This is a genomic window from Brevibacillus sp. HB2.2 (genome assembly GCF_013284275.1).
Taxonomy (GTDB): domain Bacteria; phylum Bacillota; class Bacilli; order Brevibacillales; family Brevibacillaceae; genus Brevibacillus; species Brevibacillus brevis_D.
The window spans coordinates 78,158-89,860 of record NZ_JABSUV010000027.1 but is presented as its reverse complement, the minus strand read 5'-3'; the positions used below and the strand labels follow the sequence as shown (position 1 = coordinate 89,860).

Sequence of the window (11,703 nt, the reverse complement as noted above, 5' to 3'; positions counted from 1 at the left end):
CGTCTCGGTCGGTGTCCCTAAGATCTTCGTTGTTTTCTCCTGTTTCCTCTACGAGCTTTTCCTGCTTAAACGGGTTTTAAAAAGACTTAAAAGCAATGTAAGGATGTCATCTGTTACGACAGAGAAGAATATTTCCAGACGTAGCGACTTGTGGAGTCCTACCGAGCGTAGAAGGGATTCGCGGGCAAAAGAAACGCAACCGTGCACGCGCGACGAAGCGGCTACCACTTTTGCGTTTCCCCGCGAATCCCTTCGGAGCTGACAGTCTCAGCCCTCAGCGGGACGGAGCCTGGAGCCTAGACTGGAAATATTCTTCTCTCCACCACAGCCACATTTATAAACCACGAAAAAAAGCCATCCGCATAACGGATAGCTTTTATAATTAACGTCTTTCTTATTCCGGCATCGTGCCAATGTAATTGGATTGCGGACGAATAATGCGGTTATTGCCTGCCTGCTCCAGAATGTGCGCACTCCAGCCAACCACACGGCTCACAGCAAATGTCGGTGTAAACAAATTGTCTTCCAAGCCAACTGCGCGCATGACAGCTGCGGCAAAAAACTCTACGTTTGTATTCAGCTTGCGGCCTGGTTTGTACTCTTCCAGCAGCTGCAAGCCTACTTTTTCTACGTGTGTCGCCAGATCGAACCACGGATCGTTGGACGACAGCTCGGATGCAACGACGCGCAGAGCGGTTGCACGCGGATCAATTGTTTTATAGACACGGTGTCCGAAGCCCATCAAACGTCCGCCGCTCTCCAGCTTGTTCCGCAGCCACGGCTCTGCATTTTCCTTCGTGCCGATCGCCTCGATCATCTCCGTCACTTCGGATGGTGCTCCGCCGTGCAACGGCCCTTTCAGGGTTCCGATAGCTGCCGCAATGGAAGAAATCAGATCAGATTCAGTCGAGCTCACGACACGACCGGAGAATGTGGATGCATTCATGCCATGCTCCTGTGTCAAAATCAGGTACGCATCGAGTGCACGTACATGTGCCGCATTCGGCTTTACGCCCTTGAGCATATACAGATAGTTCGCTGTATGATCCAGCTCTGGATTCGGTGCCAGCGGCTCGCGGCCCTCCAGACAAGCAAAACGATACGCAACGATTGTTGGCATCTTGGCAGCCAGCGCAATCACCTCATCGATGGTTGGCGGGAAGCCGTGCGAGGAACTGCCCAGGGCCGAAACACCTGTACGCAGGACACTCATCATATCAACATCTGCTGGGATCAACTTCAAGATTCCTTTTACATGCTCCGGCAGCTCACGGTTTGCTTTGAGCTTATCTTTTAAATCCGTCAACTCCTGCTCGCTCGGCAAATGTCCGAACCAGAGCAGGTGTGCCACTTCCTCAAATGTGTGGTGAATAGCCAAATCACGGGCCCAATGACCGCGGTACACCAGCAGTCCATTAATTCCATCCACCAAACTAAGGTCTGTTTCTGCTACGGCGATACCATCCAAGCCGATAGCCAAAGGATGTTGTTTTGTCATCATCACCACTCCATTTTCGTCTCTTTTCTCTTCAGTATAATCGATTCATAATCGTGAAGGGAAATAAAAGAAAACCGGATTTTTGATCACGTTTTACAATCAGTTAGCAGGAGCTGGAACTGCCTTCTTTTTACGTCCGTACGTCAGGAAGCGCCACAGCTTTTCCATCGGACCTCGATTTAAACGCTTCAGCCACAACCAGCTTGCGAGTAATTGAAACGCATAAATCGAAAGCGCGAGCAAAAGCCAAGAAGAGAGCGGCATGGCCGTAATACCGAACAAAGGAATCAGAATGGTCATGATGACTGTCTGACCCAAATAAGTCGTTAACCCCATTTGTCCCGTGTAGGCAAATGGCTGGAGAACTTTCCTTGCCGACTCTCGATCCAGCAACAGAAACAAGCTGGCTATCAAGCACAGCGCCATAGGCAGTGTACTTAGGTCAACCAATATTTTATTCACCTGTTCAAGCTTTGAACCAAAGACGACACCGCTCGCCCACACAATCCCTGCTGCGATTGGAAGACTGATTGCCAGAGTGGTAGTAGCGATTCGTTTTAACAACGGTTTATGCTCGCGAATTTGAGCAATGAAACCGCGTTTTCCCGCGTACAAACCAAACAGGAACATCACAAAGATCGGTATCAGTGTCGTCTGGAGTGATGCTACAAATGGATATACTTCTTGACCATTAAGCGTCTGTACAAGTGCCACGGCTTGAGTGAGCATGTACACTCCTCCCAGACTGGCTGCCACGGCTAGAATCGTAGAAGACTTTCTTCGATAAAAAGGCATCAGTAAAAAGCCGAGAAGCGCGTACACCGTCAAAATATCTCCAAACCACAAAATGACGTGAATCACACCAATGAAAAACATCGCGAACAACCGTCTGCTGAAGAGACGAAATACTTTTTGTCCACGTTGTTCAGCCCGTGACATGAAAATGTAAAAACCCAAGCCAAACAGAAACGAAAAAATCCCGAAAAACTTCGTTTGAATGAATAAATCATAGCTCAAGCGAATCCATGCATCGATCCCTGCCTCTATTGGCATACGAACGTCTTCCGAATACATGATAAAGCTAGGCAAGTTCACCAGCAAAATCCCGAACAATGCCAATCCCCTTACAATATCAATAGAATAAATCCGATCCTTCTGTGTGATTGGTTCCGCCTGCATATTCGTCATTCCCTCCTGCTGTCTTTAAGCAGGGTTCAGTGTAGCATACATATACTCATCAAAACTATTGATTCACCTTACCTCTACCTTACAGGCTTGTTATCTTCTATGTCCGTCCACCCGGCTGAACAAGCGGCATCGGTGGATACAAGGAATGCAAGATTTCCATAAAATGCTGCGCTGGCTCGCTAATTCCTGCTTTCGGTACTAGCAAATAAGATGCGACCTTTGGCAAAACAAGGCCAGGTGTGGGCAGTTCAATAAAGCGGTTTTCAAACAAATCCCGATCAACAGCCGTCCGAGGCAAAAAGGAAACACCCAACCCATCCTCGATGAATCGCTTTGTAATGTCTACCTGCGAAACAGCCATCGTACGCAAGGAAAGCCCCCTCTGACGCAAAAGCAACAGCAACTCATCCCAGTAGCCCGGGTGATTATGGGTCAGTAGACGGTTCGATTGCACCTCTTGCTCCCAATCAGGTAAGGGCGCCTCCATATCTCCGCCGCTGTGAGGAACTGCAAAAACAATAGGATCTTCGTACAAAAGATAAGTAGACAACTGGAATTCCCCTGGCACCATCCGGGTCAGGCCCAAATCAGCCTGTCCATTTTGCACCAGCGGGCCAATTTCCACGGAGTCGACAATTTTAATCGAGATATCTACATCGGGACAGAGCTTGGTGTAACGGTGCAGCAAATGGGAAAAACGAGCACGGGCAATAATCGGGGAAACAGCCAGTTGCAGCTTCTCCCGATAGCCCTGTCTCCAAGCCTGCAAGTCCTCCATACTGCTATGCCACTGTTGAAGAAGTCCTTTTGCATGTGGCAAGTAGCGTTTGCCCGCAGCCGTTAACCGAACGCGTTTGCCAACCCGTTCAAACAGCTTGATCCCCAATTCCTTTTCCAATTGACGTATATGCTGGCTGACAGTAGGCTGCGCAATGAACAACGCTTCTGCTGTCTGGTGAAAATTTTCTGTCGTGGCCGCGACCATAAACGTTTGCAGCACGCGAAAATCCACGTGATCTCCCCCCTGCTGTCGCTTTTTCTGTGTTCTATATGCATACAAAAGTAGGAAGAATGCAACTTTTTGGGTCTTTCTTCCTCATTTTTGAAGAAATTTACTGGAAATCGTTCTCCTTTTTCCCCCTTATGGTACAATACAAAATCGAGTGCGCAAAATCATTACGCACATTGGACTCACCAAAGAGAGAGAACAAAAGGGGAGAGAAAAGATGGAAACTGCAACAAACGTGAACCCACCGCGCAAAAGCAAGAAAAAAGCATGGCTGATCGCGGGGGCAGCGGCTGTCGTTGTGCTGGGTGGTTTAGGAACCGCTTATGCCAAGTACGACTTGTTTAAGAGTGCAAAAACGATTTACCTGCAAGCGGAAGCGGAGAGCATGATGAAGTTTTCTAGCGACGTATCCAAAGCTTACGGGGAATACCAAGACTACATGAAGCCGTACTTGGAAAAACCAGTTCACTCCACCACTGAGTTGAGTGACATTGCCCTAGATGCAACCATCCCAGACCCGCAAGCGCAAAAAATTCTCGACATGCTGGGCAAAGCGAAGATCGTGATGCAAAGCAACATCGATGAACAGAAAAATCAACAATCGGGGAACCTGGAAGTTCACCTACAAGATAAAAAGCTGGCTTCTCTAGAGTACTTCATGAATGATTCTGTTATGGGCTTCAAGCTGCCGGAGTTTTACTCTAAATACGCTTATATGGACCTGAAAGATCGCGATGCACTTAAGCAAAAGCTGGGTGGCGAGGAACTGCCAAAGCGCTTCGTACGCTATAGCGATTTAAATGAAGCGATCAATTTTAACCAAGATGAACTCAAAACGGTCATGACTCCGTATGCCTTGCTGTATGCTGACAGCATCAAAGACAGCCAGGTAAGCATCAAAAAAGACGTTTCTTTCTCTGAAGAAGGTCTCAAGGAAGATGCACGAGAGATCACTGTTACCTTTAACGCTCAAGAAGGCGCGGCTCTGACGAAGCAAATTGCCGAGAAAGCAAAAGCAGACCAGAAGCTGTTTGACCTGATCTACAGCCGCTACCACAATGTGGCTACACTGATGCTCGACAGTGGCTACAAAGTAGAAGAAATCAGCAAAGAAGAATTCAAGAAGGATTACGAGCAAGCCTTCGATGACATCATCAAGGATACAGAAGATACAAACGCCAAATCAACTGAGCAATTGAAAATGGTCGTGCTTGTGAATAGCGATCATCAAATCTTGTCCCGCAAACTCTTGGTCGACGACAAAGGGAAAAAAGATCAATTGGTCTACAACAGTGTTTCTTACGATAAAGGCGCAGAAACGTACTACCGTTACTCCCTGCACAACCTGTCTGATCAGCAAAATGGCGAAATGTCTTTCACCTACAGAGCGACAAAAGAAAAAGACAAGACAAAGGGCAAGTTCAGCATCCTGATGAAAGAGACTGACCAGCCAATTCTGGACCTCTCGACTACTTTCGATACAACTAAGCAAGACAAGAAAACAACCGGAAAGTATGACTTTGCACTCGTAGCGGCAGACGAATACTCCTCTAACCCTGTTGCTCTGACCGGTAATGTTACCGTGAACGAGACGAAGACGGACAATGGTGTAGATTCTGACGGCACGGTAAAAGTGAACTTCTCGAATCCTACTCCGGATATGCCAAAAGGCTTTAGCTTCAAGCTGAAGTCCAAAGCAGAATTCGGCAAAGCACTGGAAATTCCAGCTATGACTGCTGACAACTCCATCAATTTCGTTACAGTGTCTGACCAACAAATGATGGAAGCGCAACAAGAGGTCATGCAAAACGCAGATAAGTTCATGAATGAACACGCTGAGCTCGTGCAACAGTTCATGGGGCCTTAATTGTTTCGTGATAAGAAGAATCCGCTTATAATCATTACTAGCAAGCTGGCATCGGTCAAAACCGGTGTCAGCTTTTTTATTAAAACCACAAACTGTCCTGAATATTACGAATATACGAAGGAGAGGGACCTCTAGATGGGAGGTCCTTTCTCCATGTCTTTCTTCTTACTGATAACCCTTGATTACGATATACACAATCGCTACATAGAAAACGATTCGATCCACAGTCCGATACATCGACTTGGATACCGGAATGCCGAGCCATCCCATTCGCAACGGCCACAATAACTGAATGCGTCCCACCAGCATATCGCTGATCAGATGGGACAAAATCCCCCAAAGCGCTGCCATGGCAGCCAAAGAATCGCCGAACAGCAGGAACGGAAGGAATAAAATCACCCATGAATGTGTCACCGTACGATGACCGAATCCTTTTTGCAGCATTTTGGACAAAGGTCCCATCAAGTTTCCGAGCTTGCTATTTGCTTGATCGATATCGGGTACAAGTGCCATCGTTGCACCAATGACACTCCCCTTCCACGAAGGATAGGCACAGTAGCCTGCAATGGCACCGAGTACCATATGTGTTTTCCATGTCATTTGCCTTTCACACCGTCTTTCTTGGGGAGTCTTGGGAGCTTGTGTACGGTTGGTGGAATGACAAACCAATACCATCATACATACAGGCGTTATGTCTCCATCAAGGACATGAAGCTCTCCGGATCGAGCCCATCTCCTTCGATCACAATGGCAGTCATTCCGGTTTCACTGCCTGATTCGTGCCCTTCACCTGTGATCCAGAATGCCGCCTGACCACTCTGGATCGGGATGCGCTCTGTACCTTCACCGCGTACCCAGCCTTCACCGTTCACCACGAGAAAAAGCTGAGGGCAAGTCGCCGGATGATAGCCGACAATCCCGCCTGCCTCCAAATGGATACATCCTATTGAAACGGAATCAGGCGTGCGGATGACACGAGAAATCGTCGCCTGGACGGACTGATAGCGATCAATTGTTTTGCCTACTTGCTGATCAAATCGAAATCGTTTCATACTTTCCCCTCCGCCTTTTAACGCGTAAGCCTTATCATAGCGCAACTAGAGGCGCTGTGACAGACTCATCTTCCACGATTACTGCCGAAACCATATATTTTTGTAGTCGACAAGACCAAGTGCATTCAATGAAACACCGGCTAGAGCCGAATGGTAAGCAGAATGCTGACGTGTATGGTACAAAAACAGCATCGCGCACTGCTCACGCAGCAGTCTCTCCACCTCCTGCAAGTGATGACGCTGCCCTGTTAATTCCCTCTCCAGCATCAAGGCATCCAACTCATGATCGACTCGCTCGCGCAAAGCAGGGCTCCATAGCTGTCGCGAAAAGCTGATATCGGACTTGAAGAACTCCACCATCCCCAACACCCACTGTTCGTCAAAAACCTCACCCGCAACCACCATATCTGCCTGCTGGATGATTTCGGGCTTCTTCAATTCCTCAATCGGCAGAACAGTCACTTCGACGCGAATGCCCCCATCCGCCAAATGCTGCTGTAACCATTCCGCATTATTTTCGTTGCCTGCCCCTTCATAGGTAAACAACTGTATCGGTCGATGATCGGGCCAGCCTTCGAAATCCCCATCCCAGCCCACTCCACCACCAAGCACGTCGTTGTTTTCAGGTAAAAATCCATGAGCAGGTGCATACCGATTGCCGCGCAGCTCCGTGATCATTTTCTCGCGCACAATAAGACGATCCAACGCTTGCCGGAATGCAATATCTTGTTGTGGGCCTGGGCGATTCAGGTTAAACGCGAGATACGTGCAGCCTTTCTCCAGACTCTGTAGCTCCTGCCATTGCTCCATCGGCCCGAGCTTATTACAAAAAGTTTGGAAGTGCACCTCTCCTCGTTTTGAAAAGTAATCCTCGTTTCGCACAGCCTGACTGTTTTCGGGAACAATCCAAATCTCTACCCGATCCAAATGAGCCCTACCGAGAAAATACGTAGGGACAGCCTCTAAAATGAACATCTGCGAGTCATTCGTCACGAGCGAAAATGGTCCGCTGCCAACCGGTAATCGGCTAAATGCTTGTCCCTTTTGCTGAATGACATCTCCTGGAACGATCGAAAGCCGATCCGATGCCAGAATGGATAGCAGCAATTGATTGGGACGTCTGAGCACGATTTTTACCATCGTCTCTTTTTCAGCAGTGACTTTCTCTACATCTTCCAGCATCCAGCAATAGGGAGACCCCGTCTGCGGATCAGCAATGCGCTCTAGCGTCCAAACGACATCATGTGCTGTCAATTCACGGCCGTGGTGAAAAAATACCCCTTTGCGCAAATAAAAGGTCCATTCTGTTCCACTGTCATTTACTTCCCAATGGTGGGCGAGATGCGGGATGAATGCATCCAGTTTTTCGTCATAACGAATGAGGGTATCAAATAGCTGCTTCACCATATGTGACTCTGTACGCCTGTTGACAAAGGCAGGGTCGAGAGCGGGAATCGGCCTGTAAAAGGACATGCGAAGCGTATCCAGTTTTCGTTCACTGATTTCCTCTTGAATAAAGCCAAACTGCCCGGAGAGCCAGTCAAAAAAGTGCTCCCGCCCCTTGGCAGTGATGGCAAAATCATTGAGGAGCTGCATGGCGCCTTCCAAATCCCCATCTTGGATACGCTCTTGGGCGATGGGCAAAACGATCTGCTCGATCCCGTATAACAAGACGATCCGCGAGACATGACCTCGTCCTCTTCCCGGGCGCCATTCAATCCATTTCTGCTCCTCCATCTGTTTGATGACTTTTTTCGTGTTCCGAATCGTGCAACAAAATATCTGAGCCAGCTCAGTAAGTGTAATCTCCTGCTGTTGCCCCTCTGCCGCAGAGGCAAAATGCTGGCGCAAGCGCAAGTAGTAGTAGGCACTTTGCATCGAGATGATCACTCTTTCTACGTAAACAGTTGCTGACGAACCCAAAAAAGGGGTCCATACTCACCAAACACTCTACCCTTTTTCTTCCCCTTTTTCTAGCTACAATGAGATCGAAGAAGGAGGTTTTTTCATGCCAGTGCCTAACCACACCCCCGCCACGAAGCCTGAGTCGCACGAGAACATGTCGATCTGGCGGAATCGGCCCTTTCTCGTCCTCTTTTTCACGTCCACCTTTATCGCATGTGGAGCAAAGGTGTACGAACTAGCCTTGCCACTGATTTTGTATGACATGACCCAATCGCCAGTTGCCATGACGACCATGAAAAGCATTGAGTTTTTGCCGAATCTGCTGCTCGCCATGTTCATCGGTGTCTGGGTGGATCGCTTCTCCAAAAAACGCTGGTCGCAATGGATGGTTTTTGGCCAGATGATCCTGTTGTTTTTGCTATATGGACTGACCGAATCTGGACATGCACAGGTCATTCATTATTATGCAGCTGGCTTTTTCTTGATGGCGTTTAACTACGGGTTTCACAATGCACGCGTCAGCATGATCAAGCAAGTGGTCCCTACCCCGTTATTAACCTCAGCAAATGCTCGTTTTTCTTTTATGAGCACGTTTATTGAAATTATGGGGCCTGCGATTACCGGGTTTATCCTGCTTCTGTCGGCGCTGCACACCGGGCTGCTTATTACGGGTACAGCCTATTTACTGGCTTTTATCGCCATATCGTTTTTAGATCGTACAGATGCGCCTGCCCCCTCTCAGGGTGGCTTTTGGCAGGAGTTGCAAAATGGTTGGAAGGAGCTGCTGGGCAATCGACCATTATGGCAGATTACGGTACTCGTGATTTTTCTCAATGCGACCTCGGGCATGTATGACGCCATGATCATTTTCTTTGCCAAGGATCACCTTAGGCTGGACAATTCCACATTAGGACTGGTGCTTTCCGTCGCTGGACTTGGCGGTCTTCTCGGCAGCTCAGTGGTTGCCTATTTGCGGAGACGCTATCCCATCGGACGCATCATGGGCATGACCATCCTGCTCCTCGGTTGCTCCTATTTGCTTATGGTTTTCGCGCAAAGTACATGGATGCTTTGTCTATCTCTGTTTCTCACGGGGCTGATCAGCACGATTGAAAACGTCTGTATTTGGACCTTCCGTCAAGAGACCACCCCTGCCCACATGATCGGAAGAATTAGCGGGATCACCGGATCTATTTTCAAGCTCGGAATTGTCTTTTCCATCTATGGTTCGGGCTGGATGACCTTGTCGCTTGGGCCTTGGGCCGTCTTTTTGGCAGCGGCAGTGGGGAATTTCGTGGTTTTTCTCGTGTATCGAAGATTGGCTTTGTGGAAATTGGCGTAAACAAAAAAACACCCCTTAGAATCTCTGTCGATTCTCAGGGGTGTATCCTGTGACGAAGCTTTATACCTTGAAATGGCCTATCAGTTTTTCCAAATCATCCGCGAGGCTCGCAAGTGATGCCGCCGAGGCGTAGATTTCCTCCATCGAAGCAAGCTGTTCTTCTGTAGCTGACGAGACTTCCACCGAGTGAGAGACTGCCGATTGCGCTACAGTCGCGATCATCTGCATCGATTGTCCGACCTTGCCTGTACTTTCCGTAAGGGTATGTGCAGCAATCGATACCTCTTGAATTTCATTCGTCACGCCTACAACAGCATCGCGAATTTGAGAGAACGCTTCTCCTGCTCTTGCGACGCCCCCCATCCCATCTGCGACTTCTTGAGAGCCTTTTTCCATCGTGAGGACTGCGTTGGTCGTCTCCATCTGGATCGACGCTACCAGTTGGGAGATTTCTTGTGCCGATGCAGATGCCTGCTCTGCCAGCTTTCGTACTTCATCCGCCACGACCGCAAAGCCTCTGCCATGTTCGCCAGCCCTCGCCGCTTCGATGGCGGCATTCAATGCCAATAGATTCGTCTGACCTGAAATTTGCGTAATGACTTCGACGATTTGACCGATTTGCTCGGAGCGTTTTCCCAAGCCACCTACCAGTGCAGTCAAATTCTCCATCGTTTCTCCGATCCCGTTCATCTGGAAAACCGACTGCTGGATGGTTCGATCCCCCTCTGTCGCCAGCTCTGAGGTACTAGCAGCCGCAGCAGACACGCTTTGGGCACGTGCCGCAATTTTTTCAATTCCAGCGGATATTTCTTCGACTTCTTGCTGACTCTCTTCTACGTTTTGGGATTGTCTGTCCGTTCCTTCCGTCATTTCCTGGATCGTGATGGCGATCTGCTCTGTAGCTTGGCTCGTTTGCTTCGAGCTCGCTGTCAGTTGTTCAGCCGCGGCTGCAACCTGCTGGGCATGTCCACGAACCTGAGAAATCAGCTCTCGTAAATTGGCCAGCATCCGGTTGAATGAGCCTGCCAACTGTCCAATCTCGTCTTTGGAAAAGACGGTCAACTCTTGCGTCAAATCTCCTTCTCCTTCAGCGATCTCATGTAGCTGTTTGTTCACCCGATGCAGCGGTGCCACGATCGAGCGAATTAGAAAACCGCCGACCACGATCGCGACGAGAATTCCCACTGCATTAAAAAATAACTGGATCATGGCCGAAGTTCCTTCGTTCTCCGCCAGCTCCTGTCTATCTACTTCGATTTCATTACGCACCTCTTCGACCAGTCCACTCACAACTGAATCTAGTGCTACTCTCGATTGCCGCTCCTTGCCGAAATGATGCGCAATGGCTTCATCATGTAGCCCATTATCCTGTGCCTCTACCGCTTTATCACTCGACTCCAGAAAGGACTTGTACAGTCCCATTGCCTCCTCCATTTTTTCACGATGGTGAGAAGACTCTAGAGAACTGTTCATTTTGGCAAACAGGCTGTCCACCTTTGCTGCCTTTCCCTTCAATTCCTTCCGAAATTCTTCATCGCCTGTTAATAAGTAGGCTCTTTCGTCATTATTTCGACCTGTCATAATAAACTGCATTTCACGCAGATCCGTCAATAATTTTTCCTCTTCGATAATCTGGGTGTAGGATGCCTTCATTGCTAGCATTTGCAGGTGCATATACGTACCTGAACCGAACATCACTGCCAATATGACACCAAAAGCCAGGATGATTTTTGTTCTGATTTTCACAAGATGTGCCTCCCGTCATCTGATACTCTTGTTCATACCCGGCTCCTCTTTCCTTCAAACACTTTGATGTGCAAACAAAAGACCGCCAGGAAAAAT

9 protein-coding genes are annotated in these 11,703 nt (G+C 48.6%); 2 read left to right on the top strand and 7 right to left on the bottom strand.

From position 1 onward, the window contains the following. Positions 1-394 precede the first annotated feature (394 nt). The 3 genes from HP401_RS31140 to HP401_RS31130 form a co-directional block, all read right to left on the bottom strand. Entirely contained in the window at positions 395-1,498 is a 1,104-nt protein-coding gene (locus HP401_RS31140) for a citrate synthase/methylcitrate synthase (protein ID WP_173606229.1), read from the bottom strand. Positions 1,499-1,597: 99 nt separating this feature from the next. After that, a complete protein-coding gene (locus tag HP401_RS31135; RefSeq protein WP_254457125.1) occupies positions 1,598-2,686 on the bottom strand; it encodes a DUF418 domain-containing protein in 1,089 nt (362 codons plus the stop codon). A 97-nt stretch (positions 2,687-2,783) separates the two neighbouring features. Further along, positions 2,784-3,698 (bottom strand): LysR family transcriptional regulator, encoded by a 915-nt coding sequence (locus HP401_RS31130; protein ID WP_173606228.1) that lies wholly within the window; start codon positions 3,696-3,698, stop codon positions 2,784-2,786. A 214-nt stretch (positions 3,699-3,912) separates the two neighbouring features. Between HP401_RS31130 and HP401_RS31125 the strand changes: the two genes are divergently transcribed. Further along, the gene (locus tag HP401_RS31125) at positions 3,913-5,562 is read left to right on the top strand and encodes a DUF6583 family protein (protein WP_012684176.1); all 1,650 of its coding nucleotides are present in this window, start codon (positions 3,913-3,915) and stop codon (positions 5,560-5,562) included. 165 nt (positions 5,563-5,727) lie between these two features. Here HP401_RS31125 and HP401_RS31120 read toward each other — a convergent pair whose 3' ends face one another. From HP401_RS31120 to HP401_RS31110, 3 genes are all read right to left on the bottom strand, one after another. After that, complete coding sequence (locus tag HP401_RS31120; RefSeq protein ID WP_173606227.1) at positions 5,728-6,162, bottom strand: metal-dependent hydrolase; 435 nt, start codon at positions 6,160-6,162, stop codon at positions 5,728-5,730. Between the two features lie 89 nt (positions 6,163-6,251). Continuing rightward, positions 6,252-6,614: a cupin gene (locus tag HP401_RS31115; protein WP_173606226.1), complete on the bottom strand. Its 363-nt coding sequence runs from the start codon at positions 6,612-6,614 to the stop codon at positions 6,252-6,254. A 78-nt stretch (positions 6,615-6,692) separates the two neighbouring features. Beyond that, positions 6,693-8,492, bottom strand: a complete 1,800-nt coding sequence (locus HP401_RS31110; protein WP_173606225.1) for an SgrR family transcriptional regulator — start codon at positions 8,490-8,492, stop codon at positions 6,693-6,695. Positions 8,493-8,622: 130 nt separating this feature from the next. Here HP401_RS31110 and HP401_RS31105 point away from each other — a divergent pair, with 130 nt between their 5' ends. Beyond that, the gene (locus HP401_RS31105; protein ID WP_173606224.1) at positions 8,623-9,861 is read left to right on the top strand and encodes an MFS transporter; all 1,239 of its coding nucleotides are present in this window, start codon (positions 8,623-8,625) and stop codon (positions 9,859-9,861) included. A 60-nt stretch (positions 9,862-9,921) separates the two neighbouring features. Here the strand turns inward: HP401_RS31105 and HP401_RS35630 are convergent, their stop codons facing one another. After that, complete coding sequence (locus tag HP401_RS35630) at positions 9,922-11,607, bottom strand: methyl-accepting chemotaxis protein (RefSeq protein ID WP_173606223.1); 1,686 nt, start codon at positions 11,605-11,607, stop codon at positions 9,922-9,924. Positions 11,608-11,703: the final 96 nt, after the last annotated feature.

Excerpts from the sequence above, each read along its gene's own strand:
- HP401_RS31140 (WP_173606229.1), bottom strand. The coding sequence starts at position 1,498 with ATGACAAAACAACATCCTTTGGCTATCGGCTTGGATGGTATCGCCGTA.
- HP401_RS31135 (WP_254457125.1), bottom strand. The coding sequence starts at position 2,686 with ATGACGAATATGCAGGCGGAACCAATCACACAGAAGGATCGGATTTAT.
- HP401_RS31125 (WP_012684176.1), top strand. The coding sequence starts at position 3,913 with ATGGAAACTGCAACAAACGTGAACCCACCGCGCAAAAGCAAGAAAAAA.
- HP401_RS31120 (WP_173606227.1), bottom strand. The coding sequence starts at position 6,162 with ATGACATGGAAAACACATATGGTACTCGGTGCCATTGCAGGCTACTGT.
- HP401_RS31115 (WP_173606226.1), bottom strand. The coding sequence starts at position 6,614 with ATGAAACGATTTCGATTTGATCAGCAAGTAGGCAAAACAATTGATCGC.
- HP401_RS31110 (WP_173606225.1), bottom strand. The coding sequence starts at position 8,492 with ATGCAAAGTGCCTACTACTACTTGCGCTTGCGCCAGCATTTTGCCTCT.
- HP401_RS31105 (WP_173606224.1), top strand. The coding sequence starts at position 8,623 with ATGCCAGTGCCTAACCACACCCCCGCCACGAAGCCTGAGTCGCACGAG.